An 18,532-nucleotide genomic window follows, 5' to 3' on the forward strand; every position below is an offset into this window, starting at 1 on the left:
CGAATAGACCAAGAGAGGATAGCGATCATGGCAAAATGGGGAATGGTCATTGACCTAGATAAATGTACCGGCTGCCAAGCCTGTACCACGGCTTGCTCAATGGAGAACAACACACTGCCGGGTGAAACGTGGCAGGATGTGCTCTATTACAATGCCGGTGAGTATCCAAGCGGCCAAATGAAGTGGCTTCCACGCCCGTGTATGCAGTGTGAAAACCCTTCCTGTGTGCATGTTTGTCCGACCCGCGCCACCTATAAAGATCCCGATGCTGGCGGTATCGTTTTTGTTGATTGGAACAAGTGCATTGGTTGCAAATACTGCATGATTGCTTGCCCCTACGGCGTACGTTTCTATGCAGACGAAAAGCCCCTCATCGAGCCCGATATCCGCGACGTTTTCCCCAGTGATAACGCCCAGCTTTGGAGCCCGCCCTACCAAAATCCCGAAGAAGACTGGCGCCGTGGTATCGGCATTCAACCTAAAGGTGTCGTGTCGAAATGTACTTTCTGCTACCACAAGGTGAAACACGCGCCTGAAGGCATCGCGGATCTTGACGAGGATAATCCCGACGTAAAGGAATACGTGCCCGCCTGTGTACGCACCTGCGCCCCTAAAGCGCGTTATTTTGGGGATTTAGATAACCCAGAAAGCCAAGTCAACCAGCTTATCGGTGATAAGCATGGTGTGCGCCTTAAAGATCATACTGGCAACAAGCCACAGGTCTATTACCTTGGCGCTGGCGCTGGTGTTCCGGCTTTCACCCCTGCTGATAAGGAGAACAACGCATGACAGCGCAAACACACAAAAATGCCCTTCAAGGGCCACTAGGCTGGGGGCTACTCGTCATCGCCGGGGTTGTATTACTGGTGAGTTTGGGTTATGCCATTTCGCAAATCATGGCGCATGGCCACACCTCGTTTAATACGAGTTCTGTTTTACCTTGGGGACAACCGATTGCCACCTACGTCTTTTTTGCCTTAGCTTCCTCGGGCTTAGGGTTACTCGCTGCGTTGCCGTTAGTGTTTGGCTTTAAGCAGTACTATCCCGTCGCTAAACGCTGCATATTTCTCGCCTTTGCCCTACTCATATCCGGCATGAGTGTGTTGGCGCTTGAGCTTGGCCATGTCTTTCGCATGCTGTGGGTCATCCCGATGAACCTTCAGGTACAATCCGCGATGTTCTGGATGGGCCTATTTTATGCGCTCGACTTGATTTTTTTACTATGGAAGTTCAGCAAGTTACAAGGCGGACACTGGGACAGTAAAACGGCAAAGCAAGTCGGCATTGCCTCCTTCATTGGTGTATTGCTGGCCAGCGGTAACCTGGCGCTTATATTCGGCATGATGAGCATGCGCCCTTTCTGGTTTGATGCGCTAATGCCGGTATATTTCTACATCACGGCCATAACCAGCGCGATAGCCGTATTGCTATTTCTCACTTACTTAGCCTATGGGTTCAAACGTGAGCGGATGCCGAGCGCACTGCAAGCCCTTTTAACAGGTGCGCTTCCCAAGCTTTTTGCCACCAGTATTGGTCTTACCTTGCTGTTTATCTTGGTTCGCGCCATCACAGGGCTTTATAGCAACAACCCTGAAATCAGCATTGTCTGGACCGATTATTTATTTGATTCAGGTGTGTACATTGCCGCTTTGCTCATCGGGCTTTTACTCCCCTTTGTTGTATTGCTTAGCAAGCTGCGCAACGGTATCGGCATACAAGTTCTCGCGGCACTGTTAGTCACGTTCGCTATATTTGCTGAGCGTTTTTACTTCGTCGTAGGTGGCCAGGTAGTACCGCTATTCAAAGGTACTTGGGTCCCCAACCTGATTAGCTACTCGCCGTCTGCAACAGAATGGTCATTAACGGTATTTGGCTTTTCTCTGTGCTTGGTACTCTACCTACTTGGCGAGAAGTTTCTCCATCTAGGCGATATGCCCAGCCATATTGCGAACAAGTCGGCCCAGCCAGGCACCGCCGAAGCAGCGGCCTAAACGACAATAAACGCTATTTTTAGAATCCTTAAAGGAGAAAGGGCGACTTATTATAGTAATAAGTCGCCCTTACGCATGATGACTGAAGCCACGTTACCCGACTTACTGCCCAATGCCGAATTGTGCCTCTGCCTCGCACGTGCCATGCAAGCACCACAAGCGGGGGTCACCTTGCAGGAAGTACAAGGTCCTTTAATGGACGACTTAAACTATCTCGCTGGTAGTCTTCCTGTGCTTACGGCTGAACGCCTGAATGCGCTGCAACGTTCAACCAGTGAACTTGCGGATACTCAGCAATTAATCCTTGGCTACAGTAAGCTTTTTTTGATGCCGCCCGCCCCCGCTCCTCTCAATCTTGGCGTCTATTTAGATGGCAGTTTAATGGCGCGCAGCGTGCAATCAATTGAGGTTCTCTACCAGCGCCACGGGCTGGAGCGCGATCCTACGTTCCATGAGCTCCCCGATCATTTATCACTCAATCTGCAATGGCTTGCTTGGGTCTACAGTGAGATTATCGAAGATCAGCAAAATGGCACTACAAATACGGCAACGATTACCGATGCGGTGACCATGCTCAACGATTTTACTCTTCCCGCGCTAGCAGGTATTCGGCGAAAAGTCATTGCCGTTTCGGGAGACTCACCAACGCAACTGTGGCGATTGTTGATCGAGCTCATCCACGATCAGCTTACCAGTGACTTAGAAAAACTTTCACCGCATGCGGTTCGAAATCCAGCAATGCAGCAGATCCAGATTGAAACACCTGCGACGCCGGTAGAAACATTTGAAACGAGCCATGCACCCACAGAACAGCTGACATGCAAACGTTGTGGCAACCCTTTTGAGAGTGATCCCGTGCTCGCCGAAATGCGAAAACGCCTTAACGAAGCCGGTGTTAGCGCTGATCACCTTAGTATTTGTCCGCAGTGTCGAGATGGCGAAAGTACCGCAGCAATGAAGCCGCCGGGGGCCAATATTAAGGCATGGCAGTAACCATCAAGCAGGATACCTCATGACGAAAATTTCTACTTATTGTGAAGTGACAGCCAAATACGTGCTCTTCGATGAAAACCGCTTGTGCTTAGCGACTTCCACTCCAGAAACTCCGCTACGTTATGTGCATGGCACAGGTCAAATGTTGGCTACATTAGAAACTGCGCTATCAGGCCATCAAGCGGGAGATTACATAAAAGTCACGCTGACACCTGAAGAGGCTTACGGCCCTCACCGCCCAGAACTCGTATTTGAAGCCATCAAGGAAAACTTGCCCCCCAGTCAAGAGGTTCAGGTGGGGATGACGTTAACGCCAGGTGGGCAACAGGGAAAATTCTCATTGAAAGTAGTAGCACTAACAGAAAAAGGTGCTTTATTAGACGGCAACCACCCTCTAGCAGGCAAAACAGTGACTTGGGAAATAACAATTCTTAGCGTTGAGCCCCCCAACATACAGCGAGACGAAGATCACAAGCCGATCAGATGGGTAACATGTTAAGCTTTATGCGACTGAATAGACGTGTGAGGTAGCATTTTGGCGCATATCACAAAGACCCCCTGCATCGAAGACGCTTGGCAAGCGCACCATCAAGAGCTTCGTGGCTTTTTGCTCAAGTATTGTGGTGATCGCGATGCCGCTGACGAACTGCTACAGCGAGTTTATGCCAAGGCGTTAGCGGACCGGGCGACTTTTTGCCAGCTCGCCACGCCCAAAGCGTGGCTTTTCAAAGTGGCAAAACACCAATGGATTGATGAAAAACGCCGCACCAAAACGTGGGTCGATGCCGATGACCTAGATCTCCCCGCTGAACCCCCTTCGCATTCCGCGATTGATAGCTTGGCTGATTGTATTGCCAACGCCTTACCTTATTGCCCTCCCGAAGATGCCGATATTCTTTATGCGTGCGACTTAAATGGTGTCAAACAAGCGGACTATGCTTACCTCAATGGCTTAACGCTACCGGCCACCAAAGCGCGGCTACGCCGCGCGCGAATACGGCTACGCGAACGACTGATAGAACAGTGCCAGATCATCTTTGATGAACAAGGGCGCGTTTGCTGTCATCGCGGGCTCGCTAACGCGACCTAAAAATTTCACTTTTTTCGGCATCCTTTTCTTTCTTCGTGCGTCTTCTTAGTAACGCATTCTTAAATGAGGGAGACAACGATGTTGGAGGTTTTTACTTGGCTAGCCGACTGGTTAGTGTACGGCCTGGGCGGGCTTGATCCCGATAGCAAGCTAGGTAGCTCGCTGCATTTTTTCGTGGAAGACACGACTAAAATCTTCGTCCTGCTCGTGGTGATGATTTACATCATCGCCCTGCTGCGCGCCTCGCTTAATCTTGAGCGCGTCCGCCACTATATCCAGCAAAAAAACCGCTTTGCAGGCTACGGCTTAGGAGCAGGGTTTGGCGCCATCACGCCGTTTTGCTCTTGCTCCAGCATTCCTCTTTTCCTCGGTTTTACCAGTGCTGGGATTCCTCTTGGTATTACCATGGCGTTTTTGTTTACTTCGCCCATCATTAATGAAGTCGCCGTCATCATGCTGTGGAGTCTTCTGGGCTGGGAATTCACGTTGGTATATATCGTCATTGGCATGGCCGTTGGCATCGGGGGCGGCATGATATTGGATACCTTGCGTGGTGAGCGCTGGTTGAAGGATTTTGCTGCCAAGGCGTACCAGCAAGCGAGCACATCCTCTAACAGCGAAGCGCCTGCCCCGGAGCAACCGTCATTAACGCTAAAAGACCGGCACGAATTCGCCCGCGATGAGCTAAAAGAGATTGTTGGCCGCATCTGGATATGGGTGATTATTGGTGTCGGCTTAGGGGCCGCTCTTCACGGTTTTGTACCTGACGGTTGGTTTGCCGAAAACCTCGGCAGCGGCCAGTGGTGGAATGTCCCTGTTGCGGTGTTTGCCGGTTTACCGCTCTACTCCAATGCGACTGCGGTCATACCAGTGATGGAGAGTTTAATCGTTAAGGGGTTGCCTGTCGGTACAACGCTCGCGTTTTGCATGAGCACCGTCGCGGCTAGCTTTCCCGAGTTTATTATGCTCAAACAGGTTATGCAGTGGCGCCTGTTGGGGATTATCTTCGTCATCTTGCTGGTCAATTTCATGATTGTCGGCTGGGTGATTAACTTGCTGAGCCCTTGGCTGTTCAGCGGCATGTTGTAAAACACCAAAAGGAGAAACACGATGAAAAAGATTGAAGTCTTAGGTACAGGTTGCAAAAAATGCATCACCACCGCCGAGCAAATTGACGCCGTCGCCAAAGAGCTTGGCATTGATGCCGCCGTTGAAAAAGTCACCGACGCAGGTGTCATCATGAGCTATCAAGTGATGTCGACCCCTGCGGTGGCAATCGACGGCAAACTCGTCCATAGCGGCAGCGTACCGGATCGCAACAAAATCGAGTCCATGCTGCAAGGCTAATAGCGCACTTCCCAAACGCCCCATCTTGTCTATGCCGGATGGGGCAATAATGAGCGAGTCTGCCAATGGCCGAACCAATTCACATTTCCCCCGATGCGGCTGCTTTTATTCATGAAAAAGGCGGCGTGCTAACCGTCAGGCTTTCACCGCGACATGGCTGTTGCGGGGGAATAGCGAGCCTTGCAGTAGCGGAAGCGCGTCCACCGAATGCACCGGAACATTTCACGCGAGACGAACGCGATGGCCTTACACTTTACATCGCGCCCGAGCTTGAGGAAGAAGGGTTAAAGGTTGATGTGGAAGGCTTTTGGAAACTGCGGCGGCTTTACGTTGACGGCGCCGCGATACATTCACCGCGCAGTGAATCGTCTTGACGTATTGATAAGCATCCTTTTTAGACAAATTTTTTAAGCAGTTTTTAGATAAAGGTCTTGGAGAAAAGCGCGGGCATACTCTCAATAGGGCCAGGCCGAGCGAGAAGAAACCCCTGCACACTGGCGCAGCGATGCTCGCCGAGAAAGGCGAGTTGTTCGTGCGTTTCTACGCCTTCCGCCACTACATGCAGGTTCAGGGCGCGCGCCAATGCGATGACCGCTTGTGTGATGGCGGCATCCTCCGAGTCACGCGTCAAATCACGTATAAAAGCGCGATCAATTTTCAGGGTGTTAACGGGGAAACGCTTGAGATAGCTAAGCGACGAATACCCCGTGCCAAAGTCATCGATGGCTAGGCGCACGCCAAGATCACGCAGGGCCTGCATGGTTTTGATAGCCGCCTCGACATCATCCATCACCATGCTTTCGGTAATTTCCAGTTCCACCTTCCCAGGCACAATGTCGCTCTCCTCAAGGGCAGCGCGTACGCTATCGATCAGCCCCGCCTGACGAAATTGGCGAGCTGAAAGATTGATCGCCACGCCCGGCACCTGACCAAGGCGTTCCCCAAGGGCGACGGCATCAAGGCAGGCACGGCGCAGAATCCATTCCCCCAGCGGCACAATCAGATTGGTCTCTTCGGCCAGCGGAATAAAGTCAGCTGGCGAGATCATACCATCGGCGTGGGGCCAGCGGATTAATGCCTCCATGCTGGAGAAGCGGCCTGTTTCCAGGTCCAGCTTGGGCTGGTAAAACAGCACAAAACTTTCTTCGGTCACGGCTCGACGAAGATCGCTTTCCAGGCGCACGCGCGCGGCACTGTTTCTGTTCATGCTATCGGAGAAAAAGCGAAACTCCCCTCGCCCGAGTTCTTTAGCCTGAATCAACGCCGTCTCGGCCACTCGCACAAGCTCATCAACATCGGCGGCATTATCGGGAAAAATGGCAATACCGATACTGGCTTGAAGAAACACTTCATCGCTTCGCCCCGACGCATCCTCCACGTTAAAGGGCGTGTTCATGGCTTCCAGCATACGTTTAGCCACCACGGCGGCATTCTCAGGCGCTTTAAGGTCGTTGAGGATTACCGCAAAATCGTCACCGCCCACGCGCGAGACAAGATCGGGGTCGCGCTCGCTTCGACTCTCCTGGCGCGCGATCATGTCGGTACGGCGCACAGCGGTTTCCAGACGCTTAGCCACCTCGACCAAGAGCTTGTCGCCAGAAGGAAAGCCAAAAGTGTCGTTGAACTGCTTGAAACGGTCAAGGTTAAGCAGCATCACACCAACCCGCACCCCTTGGCGTCGGGAGACCTCAAACTCATGCTGTAAGCGATGGCGAAAGAGCGAACGATTGGGCAGCGTGGTTAGCGAATCATAATACTGCAGCCGCTCAATCTCCTTTTCCGAGGCCTTCTGCTCGGTCAGGTCATGAAATACGGCCACGTAATTGCGCGTCTTTCCCTCGTCATCCACCAGCCGGTCGATACTCAAAAACTTGGGGAAGGCTTCACCATTTTCGTGGCGATCCCATATTTCGCCCTCCCAGTGAAGGTCTCGATCAAGGGCGGCCCACATACGTCGGTAGAAATCAGGGCCATGGTGGCCAGACTTGGCTACCGTCGGTTTTTTGCCGATTACGCTTTCCAGCGTAAAACCGGTTAATTTCTCATAAGCCGGGTTAACGTAGAGAATACGGTTTTCCGCATTGGTAATGGCCACGGCATGGGAAGCTCGCTCCACCACCTTATTAACAAGTTCAAGACGGTCGATGGTCTCACGGTGGCGCTTAGCCTCCTCCTCCAGCTGTGCGGTACGTTCGCGCACCCGCCTTTCAAGTTCGATATTGACCGCTGCAAGCATCTGCTCCAAGCGTTTGCGCTCGCTAATATCATGTAGAACAGCGGCAAAGTGGGGCTCACCGTTGTCTTTGAAAAAGCTCACCGAGATCAGCAGCGGCACCCTGGCACCATTGCGGTCGAGGCCCACCACTTCGCGGGTTGCCCCTACCATATAGCGGGCACCATGTTTGCAGTAGTTAGCGACATAATCGGGATGTCGACAGCGCTCAGGGTTGGGCATCAACTCCGTAATAGGGCGACCCACGAGAGCGCCCTGCGCATACTGAAACATCTTCTCCGCGGCCTGATTGGCCTGCAAAATAGTGCCGCTGATGTCGGTAATGATGATGCCGTTGGTGGCTGTTGCCAGCAAATCAGCGACACCGTCGTTCCCAGGTGCTGGGGCGGCCTTCTCCATGACTCCCTCCGACTCAGTTCACGCCTTCACTTGGCGAGGTTGACCAGAGTATATGGCGTGCCAGCATTCAAACCTTGATTGAAAGCAAGACAGCTCCTGATAACGTACTACTAAGATTTAGCGGTAGCATCATGCTTTAGAGGTAGCATCATGCTTTAGAGGTAGCGTCATGTTTTAGGGGTAGCATAAAAGATTAGGAGTAGCATCAACGTTCAGAGGTGGTTTCAGAGGTTTCCGACTCTGGCGGCAATGCCAGTGCCATTAAAGCGCTGGCCGCAACCAAAGCAGCCGCAAACCACAAGCATGCACTCAGCCCATACGCCATATACAGCCAGCCGGAAAGCAACGTGCCAACTAAACGCCCCATCGCATTGGCCATATAGTAAAAGCCAACGTCCATCGAGACGCCATCGGCGCGAGCATAGTGAACGATTAAGTAGCTGTGCCAACTAGAATTAATCGCGAACAGCACGCCAAACGCCAGTAGCCCGACGACTAACCACTCAACTTGGGCCAGTGGCAGTAACGCTAACAGAATCGCCAACACCGCCAACGCCGCGGCCCACCCTGCCGTGAGAAACCGCGCATCCCCTTGAATTAACCGTGTTAGCTTAGGCGCTTGCGTTTGTACCCCGCCGTAGCCGATTACCCATATCGCGAGTAGCCCACCCACGGTCCAGTGTGACCAACCATGTTGGTCGTACAGAAATACCGGCAGCGCCACCACAAACCACACGTCGCGCGAGGCAAACAAGCAAAAACGCGCCGCGGAGAGCACGTTAATCGCGCGCGATTTTGAAAAGATTTCGGAGAACTTGGGCTTTACCTTTTGGCGGCCTAAATCCGCCTTTAGCCGCCATAGTGACAGCAAGAGCACACACGCCAACATCACCGCCATCGCTAATACAGCGGCCTGAAAGCCAATCAATGTCAGGAGCAGCCCGCCAACAAAAAAGCCCAGCCCCTTTAACGCATTTTTGGAGCCGGTAAGCATCGCCACCCAATGGTAGAGCGAGCTGTTGGCGTTAGCGTTATCGGCAGGCACCAATACTTTAACAGCACTTTTGGCGCTCATTTTGTTGAGGTCTTTGGCAACCCCCGACAGCGCCTGAGCCGCCATCACCCAGGCAACGGTCAGCAGGCTGGCAGGCACCATCAGCATAGCCAACGCGATAATTTGCAACCCCAGCCCAACGTTCATCGTGCGGTTCAAGCCTAGCCGCGCGCCCAACCAGCCACCTACGAGGTTGGTCACCACACCAAACGCTTCATAAAACAGAAACAGCATGGCGATTTCCAGCGGCGAGTAACCTAGCTGGTGAAAGTGCATCACCACTAGCATACGCAGCGCGCCGTCGGTAATCGTGAACGCCCAGTAGTTGCCGGTTATCAACATGTATTGGCGCACCTCGAAAGGCAGCGCCCTTACCCGCGCTAGCATTGATTCAGCCACGGTCCACCTGTTCATTTCCTACTTGCTCATTTCCTACTAAAAGAGCCAATTCAGCGGTGCGATTGGCATACCCCCATTCATTGTCGTACCAGGCGTAGAGTTTTAGCTGCGTGCCGTTAATCACCATGGTGGAAAGCGCATCAACAATGGAGCTTCTCGGGTCGGTGCGATAATCAATCGACACCAGTGGGCGTTCTTCATAGCCCAAAATACCGGCAAGCTCGCGCTCTGCGGCCGCTTTTAGCGCTGCGTTAACCTCTTCAGCGGTGACCTCACAGTCAAGCTCAAAGACCATATCGGTAATCGAGGCATTGGCTAGTGGTACGCGAATTGCGTGGCCGTTAATTTTCCCTTCCAGTTCTGGGAAGATCGCCGTGATCGCTTTGGCGGAACCGGTGGTGGTGGGAATCAGGCTCATTCCACAGGCGCGTGCCCGGCGCAGGTCTTTATGCGGGGCATCAAGAATCGTCTGGGTATTGGTAATATCGTGAACGGTGGTCATGGAGCCATGGCGAATGCCGTAGGTCTCTTGAAGCACCTTCACAACCGGAGCCAAGCAGTTGGTGGTACAACTGGCCGCGGTCACAATGCGGTGGCTTGCCGGGTCATAAAGATGATCGTTAACGCCCATGACAACATTCAATGCCTCAGGCTCTTTTACCGGCGCGCTGACCACGACGCGTTTGACGCCTTGGTCAAAATACGCATTCAGCTTGTCCAAGGTTTTGTGCTTACCAGAACACTCGATAACAATGTCGCAATCCGACCAATCACTATCGGCAATATTTTTTTCCGCGCTGAAAGCAATCGAGTGGCCGTCGATAACGATCGTATCTTGCGTGTAGGCAAACCCCTCTCCCGGTGCCCAGTGACCATGTACCGAATCAAACTCAAGCAGATGCGCAAATGTCGCCGCATCACCGCCTGGATCATTGGTGCGAATCAGCTCTACCGCCCCGGCTTCTATCTCTGCCCATAAACTGCGCAGCGTCAAACGACCAATACGACCGAATCCGTTGATGCCGATACGTAGTGCCATAACGTTAACTCCTAAGTGAATTATCGACGGATGTTGTTCATTGCCTCAATCAGCAACCATAGCGATAGACGTTGATAAATATCGTTGAATGTATGTTCATAGGGGTCTAGCTGTGAATGTAGTAGCGGGTCAGTAATATCCCAGAAAAGAAGCTCACCGCAGCACCCTTATCAATTCCGGAAAGCCTGCGCCGCTTTTTCACATAAAATGCTGACGCTATCGAAGTAATAGTTCTCAAGAACGTCTATCAATTTACTTGCCAATCTATTTGTATTTATGCAATGTGTTTCTAATGCCTAAAGCGCCAATGCCTGTGGTTGATCGAGCTTTTTTCCAACACTAAATACGTCGAACCGATCTACCGAAAGATGTCTAAGAAATGCTTCCCCCATCAGCGAGCGGGCGAAATTTACATTACAAATAAACAGGACTTTTTCATTTGCGGACATCAAAGTGCCTAATATATGATATTCCATATAAAATATATTTTCTACACAATTTCTTTATCACTCAAGCATACACACATGCTAAAATATTGCTTGATATTATAAAAATACGCTCTATTTATATTAAAATTAAATAAAATTATAACTCTAAAATATAAAGTAATGCTAAATAAACATGTTTAAAAAATTTATAAGATTACAATAAAATTTATTAAAATAGCTATAAATTTATTCACCATTAAAAAACCCCTTAAAAAAAGGGGTTAAAATAAAAAATTATTGAAATCAATAAGTATCAGCCAAATCTTCCCGTTATATAATCTTCTGTTCGCTGACACTTAGGGCCCGTAAATAAATCGTTCGTTCTATTATACTCTATCAACTTACCCAGATACATATAAGCTGTATAATCTGAGATGCGTGCAGCTTGTTGCATATTATGAGTCACAATCAATACTGTTACGTCACCCGCGAGCTTATTAATTAAGTCTTCCACTTTTGCTGTCGCAATAGGATCAAGTGCAGAAGTAGGCTCATCTAAAAGTAAAATCTCAGGTTCAACGGCCAAGGCACGAGCGATACATAATCGCTGTTGCTGTCCACCTGACATACTTAACGCCGATTGATGAAGCCGATCTTTCACCTCATCCCAGAGTGCCGCTTTAGTTAAAGAGTCTTCTACTATTTCATCCAACAGTGAACGTTTCGTAATACCCCGAATTTTCAAGCCTGCTATTACATTTTCATATATTGATTTTGGAAAAGGATTAGGTTTCTGGAAGACCATACCTACTCTCATCCGAACAATATTCGGATCAAGATTGATCAAATTTTCATCTTCCGGGAGCAAGTTAATTTCACCAGAATATTTCACACCTGGATATAAATCGTGCATTCGGTTAAAGCAGCGCAAAAAGGTACTTTTACCACAGCCAGATGGCCCTATAAGCGCGGTAACCTGTTTGTCCACCAAAGGCATACTGACATCGTCTATTGCCTGTGTACCATCGCCGTACCAAAATTTCAGATTAGATACTCGTGCCCGAGTAGGACTAGTGGGTTCCAAGTACCAATGATCAAGATGCTCACTAGGCTTACTCCTTGGCTTATTTTGATCACCCTGCACGGCCGTCTGGAATTTTGGCATATCATTCATACTCACATCTCACACCATTAGGAAGTTTGGTTACTTCATATACCATATAAAGAATCAGCTTATTTACGGGCACGAAAGCGTATGTAAATTGCCAAGGCGTTCATCGTAAGTGTCATCGCAATCAGAACAACACCTGCCGCCGCTGCTGTAATTTGGAAATCTGCCTGGGGGCGAGATACCCAGCCGAACATCTGAATCGGCATTACCGTAAACCCGCTGTTAAGCCACTCAAAACTGATAAACGGAAAATCACCGCTAATTGGCGACTGAGGTAAGAAGGCGATGAACGACAAGGCACCAATAGTAATGATCGGGGCAGTTTCGCCAATTGCCCTGGAAAGCCCCACTATGCCACCTGTAATAATGCCTGGCTTCGCCGCCGGAAGAATATACATTGACATGGTCTGCCACTGATTGGCTCCAAGACCATAGGCGGCTTCTCGTAATTCATTAGGAATCGAACGGACAGCTTCACGAGTCGAAACAATGATGATCGGCAAGATCAACAACGCCAAAACGAGCCCGGCCACCAGAACTGTCTCCCCCATCCCGAACGTTTGTACAAATAACCCAAGCGCAAGGAGACCGTAGACAATAGAGGGAACGCCCGCCAAATTAGAAACGTTGATCTCAATAATATCGGTCAACCAATTTTTGTTCGCATATTCCTCTAAATATAGCCCGGCGCCAATGCCAAGTGGAATAGCCACCACGGCGGTTACTATCATGACCATGATCGTGCCAACCCAAGCTGAAAGAATTCCCGCATCCAGTGGTTTCCGAGAAGGATAAGAGGTATAGAACTCAGGGTTTGACAACTGCGGTGCTCCCCTGATAGCCAAATCTAGAAATAACGCCACCAGAGTCGTAATCGCAATGAAGAGTACGAATATCCCCAGAGATGCAAAAATAATGTCCCAAGAACGATTTTTTCGAGACACTGAGGCATAGTTAACACCGCTTAAAACATTTTCAGACAAAGTCTTCATAGTGTCACCTCAATAAGCCTGGCGATAGCGTTTACGTAGGTAAAAGCCGATCAAGTTGAATACCAGTGTCAACAAGAACAAGACCATACCCGCCGCAAATATGGAAAGATAAGCAATGGAGCCGTGACTAACATCCCCCAGGCTTACCTGCACAATGAAAGTAGTAATAGTGGCCGCACCCTCCATGGGATTGAAGGTAAAGTTCGGCATCTGACCTGCAGCAATGGCAACAACCATTGTTTCGCCAACGGCCCGAGACATCGCAAGAATGAAAGCAGCAGTGATACCCGACATTGCTGCAGGTATGACAACTTTTGTAGCCGTATGAAAACGGCTATAGCCCAACGCATAAGCGCCTTCACGCATGCTATTGGGTACTGCACGCATAGCGTCTTCACTGAGAGAGGTGGTGTAGGGCAGGATCATGATCCCCATCACCAAGCCCGGCGCCAGCATATTAAAACCCGGCAACCCTGGCAGAATAACCTGGAGCATCGGTGTAACAAGCAGTAAAGCGAAATAACCGTAGACAACGGTAGGGACACCTTCCAACAGTTCCAGTATTGGCTTGACGGTTTCTCGTACTTTCGGGTTTGCATATTCACTTAGGTATACAGACAGAATCAGACCGAAAGGAATGGATATTGCCAAGGCGATGCCCGACACGACGATCGTACCTGATAAAAGCGGCCAAATACCGAAGGTTGGTCTGGAAAACATCGGCGTCCAGCTAGTACTTGAGACGAATTCCCACAGAGAAACTTCTTCAAAAAATACCAGCGCCTCACTGAGTAGTACATACACTATCCCTACAGTGACCAAAACAGAGATTAGCGCAGCCAGCATCAGCACATAGCGAGCCACTTGATTGATCATTTCACGTTTACGTAAAAAATACGGTGAAACTTTGACCCTAGACGTCTCAAGGCGCCGTGAACTTGGAGTAGCCATTGGTCTTATACGCCTACTTTGTTTAAAAAATATTTTTGCCATCATAACTAGAGCGGAAGCCATCTTGCTTCCGCTCTGGGCTTACAAAGAACTCACCCTTAATATAAAAAGGCTAATTCTTAGTAATGCTTCTCGCGCTCGAGCGTTTCAACCACATCGACACCGACTTCAGAACCTTGGTAGGCGGTACCGTTTTCACGGGCATGAAGTACACGCAGTGCCGCATCGCGAACCTTCTGCCCCAGAGGCACGTAGCCAACTTCACTTACCAGTTCGCCGTTTTCTTCCTGGAATATGAACTCAAGAAACTTTTCAACGTAGTCTTTGTTTTCTACCGACTCAACGTTGGCGTAGAAGTACAGTGGACGGGTCAACGGCTGATACTCACCATCACCAGCAGTTTCCTTGCTTGGTTCAACCGGATCGCCACCTTTCCAAGAAATAGGCACGGCTTTCAGTTTATCCTGGTTTTCCAGGAAGTAAGCCAGGCCGAAAAAGCCCAACGCATTATGGTCATTAGCAACGCCCTGCACGAGCACGTTATCGTCTTCACTGGCTGTAAAGTCACCTCGGCTAGAATGCTCTTTGCCCACAATAGCAGCGGTGAAGTAGTCATAGGTGCCTGAGTCAGTACCGGCACCATAAAGGTTTAAATCACGGTCCGGGAACCCTTCACGAATTTGATTCCAGTTAGTGATCACACCCTGCGCTTCCGGCTCCCACACATTCTTAAGCTCTTCCACAGTCAGATAATCGACCCAATCATTTTGCGGATTAACGACAACGCTTAGGGCATCCATAGCGACCGGCAGTTCGGAAAACTTAACACCGTTTTCCTTGCAGAGTTCGAGCTCCTCCGGGCGGATAGGACGCGAAGCACCGGTGATGTCGGTTTCACCACGACAGAACTTCTTGAAACCACCGCCGGTACCAGAGAGGCCTACCGTTACGCGGATCTCGCCACGATGCTTGTTACCGAACTCTTCTGCCATGGCTTCAGAAATGGGGAAGACAGTGCTTGAACCATCGACCTGTACAGTATCGACGGCAGCAGCGTTATGAGCGACTAGTGAGCCAGCAATGACTGCACCGAACATAAGATGTTTTTTCATGATTCTCTCCAAATTCCCAACGCATTGAGTTTTGTGGTTCAGCAGGCAACTTCTTTCAAAGCCGTTTCGTACCTCTTGTGCAGAAGATAATGCAGCAATGAGATGACAAAAAAATGACAACCGAGGCTCAGTAAAAAATATTCGTTACTGGGCTTCGACTACCGCCCGCCAGCACAACCTAACGCAGCAACAATGACACTTTAATGACATGGCAAGTCATACGATATTTTTTTATGGCTATCGACCTTCATAGCAACAGCCCTACGGCTGTCAGAGTACATAGATCAAGCGTCGAGGCCTGAAGCCATTGTCGGTCAATGCGATGAGCAACCACGTCGGCCAGCGCATTGCCCAGCATCACGGCAGGCAATAGCGTGGCCGCCACGCCCAACTGCCATAGCCCCACCTGTCCTGCCAACGTTAGCGTAGCGAGCGTCAGCATCGAGGTGATGATAAAAGAAGCCGCCAAATTGCCGCGCAGACGGTCAGGTGTAAACCCGTGCATTAGTAGCACCATCAGTGGCCTGCCGATGGTGGCGACGGTGCCAAAAATCTCCGAGAATACCCCCGCGACCCCGCGTTAAACAGCGACACACGATTGACCGGCAGCCGCACCCGGCATAGCGTAACGAACATTGCAAACAGCACGATAGCGGCAATCAGCTTTTCCAACACGACCATCGGTGCGGAAATCAACAACCAAAGCCCCAGCGTGTTACCCGGCAAACACTCCACCAATGCCATTCCCAGCTCGCCCAAGCTTACTTCATAGCGATAATGACGCACCATCATTTACGATAAAGTGAACACAAAAAGCACCAGAACCACGGGCACCAGGAACGGCTCAATCATCAATAACTGCGGCGCACCAATAACCACCAAGCCAAAACCGGTCGCGCGCTGTAGAAAAGCGCCTAATGCCAAGGTCAGCGCACACTCCACCCAGTTGCTAAGTGGCATGTCCAGCCACGTAGCGATGTCTTCAATCATGCTGGGCGCTCGTCCGTTGCCGCTGACGTCAGCAGGCGCACCCCGATGTTACCCACCAGTGATGCGGCTAACATGGTCAGCACCATTGGCCATAAGTGTTCAATTTCAAATAGTCCCACCATCACACCCGCCAACGCTCCAGCACTAAACTGAATACCGCCAAGAAGCGCCGTTGCCGTGGCGCTGATATGGCCGAAGTGATCCAAAAGCGATGAAATCGCATTCGGCGTAATCAAGCCGATCATGCCGGTAAACATCATCACTAACACCACCACTAGTGGCAAACTCGCCACGCCCAAAAACGTCATTAACACCAACGCGCTAGCCGCCAATAACTGCACAGCTAACCCTAAGCGCAAATTTTGCTGTGGCGTGCGCTTTTTTAAGAGGTAAATATTGACCCGGTTAGAGAGTGCAATCGCGACCACATTCATTCCAAAAACATAGGGATACAGCGCAGGCGATAGCGAAAAATATTGCAGATAAAGAAACGGTGAGGCGGTCACAAAGGCAAACAGGCCCGCAAACGATGCCGCTGCGGCGCAAATATAGCCCATACCCGCTTTATGCGTTAGCACGCTGGCGTAGTTGCGCAGCACTTGGCGCGGCGAGGCGGTGGGCAGCGTCATGTCCCGCGTTTCGGGCAAATGTGTGCTTAATAGCCACGCCAGAAACCCGGCATAAGCGGCTAAAAACACAAAAATCAGCCACCACCCCGCCACGTAGAGCAATAAGCTCCCCACTGCCGGGGCGACCAATGGCGCCAGCATCATAATCATCGCCATCGTGGACATCACCCGTGCTGCTTCACGCCCCTGAAAGCAATCTCGCACAATGGCCGCGGAGTTAACCACGCAAGCCCCGCCTCCCAAGGCTTGAACAAAACGCCACGCCAGCAACGTCGACAAGCTTTCCACCTGCGTAATTATTAAGCTCGCCAGTGCAAAGACGATCAGGCCACCCATTAATACCGGCTTGCGCCCGACCCGGTCTGAAAGAGGACCAAACAAGAGTTGCCCCAGTGCAAAGCCGAATAAAAACATACTGATCGAAAGTTCGGTATGGTGAATACTCGCGTTAATACTATCCGCCAGTAACGAGATAGCCGGTAAGTACGCATCAATGGCAAAAGGCGCAAGCGCCGTGTTGGCCGCTACCAGCAGCGCGACACGACGTGGGTTAAGCTGCATGACATTTTCCAATGGGTAGACAGTGAATAAGTAGGCAATGAATAGAGGTAACTAGATAGACGGCTAAGTGTATCGACTTACACGCCCGTTGTCGGCGTCTGTTCGATGCCCACACACCTTGTTAGAGTAACGATAACCATCCTTAAGGAGCATGACATGGCGACGAGCCTTCTCTCACAATTAAAAATGATGACCACCGTGGTAGCCGACACAGGCGACCTTGAGGCGATTCGTCGTTTTTCCCCGCAGGATGCCACGACCAATCCGTCGCTGATTTTACAAGCCGCACAGCAAGAAGATCGCCGTGAACGACTGGCGCGCATTGCCCAAGAAAGCACGGATATCGACGATGCCGTTGACCGCGTTGCCGTGGATATCGGCTGTGAAATTAGCGCGCTGGTGCCCGGTTATGTATCAACGGAAGTCAGCGCACGTCTTTCGTTTGATCGCGAAGCAACGATCAAACGCGCTCATTCGTTGATCGAGCGCTACCAACGCGAAGGCGTCGGTGCTGAGCGTATTTTGATTAAAGTCGCGTCCACGTGGGAAGGTATTCAGGCAGCAAAAAAACTGGAACGCGATGGTATTCGCACCAACCTGACGCTGTTATTTGGCTTTGCCCAAGCACAAGCCTGCGCCGATGCGGGCGCGACTCTGATATCCCCGTTTGTCGGGCGTATTCTTGATTGGCATAAAGCCCGCCACCCGGAGACCGACTTCAGCGGTGCCAATGACCCCGGCGTTCAGTCGGTCAAGCACATTTACGAGCATTATAAAGGGCACGGTTACGCCACCATTGTGATGGGGGCAAGCTTTCGCAATACTGGGGAGATTCAAGCGCTGGCGGGGTGCGACCGCTTAACGATCTCACCCAAATTGTTAGACGAACTCGACCAGCAGCAAGGCGAGCTTTCGCGAGCACTATGCCCGCTCGATGCCGACCGCAAGCCAGGCGAGCCGCTTGATCAAGCCAGCTTTCGCTGGGCAATGAACGAAGACGAAATGGCCAGTGACAAACTGGCGGAGGGGATTCGCAAGTTCATGGCCGACCAGCGCCAGCTCGAAACGTTACTCGGCGAATTGCGTCAAAACGCTTAAAAGGCCTATCAAAACGTTAAAAGGCAGGCTGGCCTGCCTTTTAACGTTAGCAAGG

20 protein-coding genes are annotated in these 18,532 nt (G+C 50.8%); 9 read left to right on the plus strand and 11 right to left on the minus strand.

The features are described 5' to 3' along the window. Nucleotides 1-27 precede the first annotated feature (27 nt). From QC823_RS05975 to QC823_RS06010, 8 genes are all read left to right on the plus strand, one after another. Nucleotides 28-789: a 4Fe-4S dicluster domain-containing protein gene (locus QC823_RS05975; protein ID WP_309655446.1), complete on the plus strand. Its 762-nt coding sequence runs from the start codon at nucleotides 28-30 to the stop codon at nucleotides 787-789. After that, entirely contained in the window at nucleotides 786-1,991 is a 1,206-nt protein-coding gene (gene nrfD / locus QC823_RS05980; protein ID WP_309655447.1) for an NrfD/PsrC family molybdoenzyme membrane anchor subunit, read from the plus strand. Before QC823_RS05975 ends, nrfD begins: the two co-directional genes overlap by 4 nt. 75 nt (nucleotides 1,992-2,066) lie before the next feature. Continuing rightward, the gene (locus tag QC823_RS05985) at nucleotides 2,067-2,984 is read left to right on the plus strand and encodes a molecular chaperone TorD family protein (protein ID WP_309655448.1); all 918 of its coding nucleotides are present in this window, start codon (nucleotides 2,067-2,069) and stop codon (nucleotides 2,982-2,984) included. A 19-nt stretch (nucleotides 2,985-3,003) separates the two neighbouring features. Continuing rightward, entirely contained in the window at nucleotides 3,004-3,483 is a 480-nt protein-coding gene (locus QC823_RS05990; protein WP_309655449.1) for an FKBP-type peptidyl-prolyl cis-trans isomerase, read from the plus strand. A 36-nt stretch (nucleotides 3,484-3,519) separates the two neighbouring features. After that, entirely contained in the window at nucleotides 3,520-4,074 is a 555-nt protein-coding gene (locus QC823_RS05995; RefSeq protein ID WP_309655450.1) for a sigma factor, read from the plus strand. A 78-nt stretch (nucleotides 4,075-4,152) separates the two neighbouring features. Beyond that, on the plus strand, nucleotides 4,153-5,163 hold the full coding sequence (locus tag QC823_RS06000) for a permease (RefSeq protein WP_309655451.1): 1,011 nt from the start codon (nucleotides 4,153-4,155) through the stop codon (nucleotides 5,161-5,163). 21 nt (nucleotides 5,164-5,184) lie between these two features. Continuing rightward, nucleotides 5,185-5,421 carry a thioredoxin family protein gene (locus tag QC823_RS06005; protein WP_309655452.1) on the plus strand — a complete coding sequence of 79 codons (237 nt, stop codon included), beginning with the start codon at nucleotides 5,185-5,187 and terminating at the stop codon, nucleotides 5,419-5,421. A gap of 65 nt (nucleotides 5,422-5,486) precedes the next feature. Continuing rightward, the gene (locus QC823_RS06010; RefSeq protein ID WP_309655453.1) at nucleotides 5,487-5,795 is read left to right on the plus strand and encodes a CC/Se motif family (seleno)protein; all 309 of its coding nucleotides are present in this window, start codon (nucleotides 5,487-5,489) and stop codon (nucleotides 5,793-5,795) included. A gap of 44 nt (nucleotides 5,796-5,839) precedes the next feature. Here QC823_RS06010 and QC823_RS06015 read toward each other — a convergent pair whose 3' ends face one another. The 11 genes from QC823_RS06015 to QC823_RS06065 form a co-directional block, all read right to left on the minus strand. Continuing rightward, nucleotides 5,840-8,053 carry a sensor domain-containing protein gene (locus QC823_RS06015; protein ID WP_309655454.1) on the minus strand — a complete coding sequence of 738 codons (2,214 nt, stop codon included), beginning with the start codon at nucleotides 8,051-8,053 and terminating at the stop codon, nucleotides 5,840-5,842. A gap of 205 nt (nucleotides 8,054-8,258) precedes the next feature. After that, nucleotides 8,259-9,521 carry an organoarsenical effux MFS transporter ArsJ gene (arsJ, locus tag QC823_RS06020; RefSeq protein WP_309655455.1) on the minus strand — a complete coding sequence of 421 codons (1,263 nt, stop codon included), beginning with the start codon at nucleotides 9,519-9,521 and terminating at the stop codon, nucleotides 8,259-8,261. Continuing rightward, the gene (locus QC823_RS06025; RefSeq protein ID WP_309655456.1) at nucleotides 9,499-10,545 is read right to left on the minus strand and encodes an ArsJ-associated glyceraldehyde-3-phosphate dehydrogenase; all 1,047 of its coding nucleotides are present in this window, start codon (nucleotides 10,543-10,545) and stop codon (nucleotides 9,499-9,501) included. Before QC823_RS06025 ends, arsJ begins: the two co-directional genes overlap by 23 nt. Nucleotides 10,546-11,286: 741 nt before the next feature. Next, nucleotides 11,287-12,147 (minus strand): phosphate ABC transporter ATP-binding protein PstB, encoded by an 861-nt coding sequence (gene pstB, locus QC823_RS06030; RefSeq protein ID WP_422823605.1) that lies wholly within the window; start codon nucleotides 12,145-12,147, stop codon nucleotides 11,287-11,289. Between the two features lie 59 nt (nucleotides 12,148-12,206). Beyond that, nucleotides 12,207-13,136, minus strand: coding sequence for a phosphate ABC transporter permease PstA (gene pstA / locus QC823_RS06035; RefSeq protein ID WP_309655458.1), 930 nt, complete (start codon nucleotides 13,134-13,136; stop codon nucleotides 12,207-12,209). A 9-nt stretch (nucleotides 13,137-13,145) separates the two neighbouring features. Then, a complete protein-coding gene (gene pstC / locus QC823_RS06040) occupies nucleotides 13,146-14,087 on the minus strand; it encodes a phosphate ABC transporter permease subunit PstC (protein WP_309655459.1) in 942 nt (313 codons plus the stop codon). A gap of 119 nt (nucleotides 14,088-14,206) precedes the next feature. Next, nucleotides 14,207-15,199: a PstS family phosphate ABC transporter substrate-binding protein gene (locus tag QC823_RS06045; protein WP_309655460.1), complete on the minus strand. Its 993-nt coding sequence runs from the start codon at nucleotides 15,197-15,199 to the stop codon at nucleotides 14,207-14,209. Between the two features lie 247 nt (nucleotides 15,200-15,446). Continuing rightward, on the minus strand, nucleotides 15,447-15,716 hold the full coding sequence (locus QC823_RS06050) for a hypothetical protein (protein WP_340324107.1): 270 nt from the start codon (nucleotides 15,714-15,716) through the stop codon (nucleotides 15,447-15,449). Beyond that, nucleotides 15,716-15,943 carry a hypothetical protein gene (locus QC823_RS06055; RefSeq protein ID WP_309655462.1) on the minus strand — a complete coding sequence of 76 codons (228 nt, stop codon included), beginning with the start codon at nucleotides 15,941-15,943 and terminating at the stop codon, nucleotides 15,716-15,718. Before QC823_RS06055 ends, QC823_RS06050 begins: the two co-directional genes overlap by 1 nt. Before the next feature lie 48 nt (nucleotides 15,944-15,991). Beyond that, nucleotides 15,992-16,189 (minus strand): hypothetical protein, encoded by a 198-nt coding sequence (locus QC823_RS06060; RefSeq protein ID WP_309655463.1) that lies wholly within the window; start codon nucleotides 16,187-16,189, stop codon nucleotides 15,992-15,994. Then, nucleotides 16,186-17,379 (minus strand): multidrug effflux MFS transporter, encoded by a 1,194-nt coding sequence (locus QC823_RS06065; protein WP_309655464.1) that lies wholly within the window; start codon nucleotides 17,377-17,379, stop codon nucleotides 16,186-16,188. Before QC823_RS06065 ends, QC823_RS06060 begins: the two co-directional genes overlap by 4 nt. Nucleotides 17,380-17,535: 156 nt before the next feature. Between QC823_RS06065 and tal the strand changes: the two genes are divergently transcribed. After that, the gene (tal, locus tag QC823_RS06070; protein WP_309655465.1) at nucleotides 17,536-18,477 is read left to right on the plus strand and encodes a transaldolase; all 942 of its coding nucleotides are present in this window, start codon (nucleotides 17,536-17,538) and stop codon (nucleotides 18,475-18,477) included. Nucleotides 18,478-18,532: the final 55 nt, after the last annotated feature.

This window comes from Vreelandella vilamensis (assembly GCF_031451755.1).
Lineage (GTDB): Bacteria > Pseudomonadota > Gammaproteobacteria > Pseudomonadales > Halomonadaceae > Vreelandella > Vreelandella vilamensis.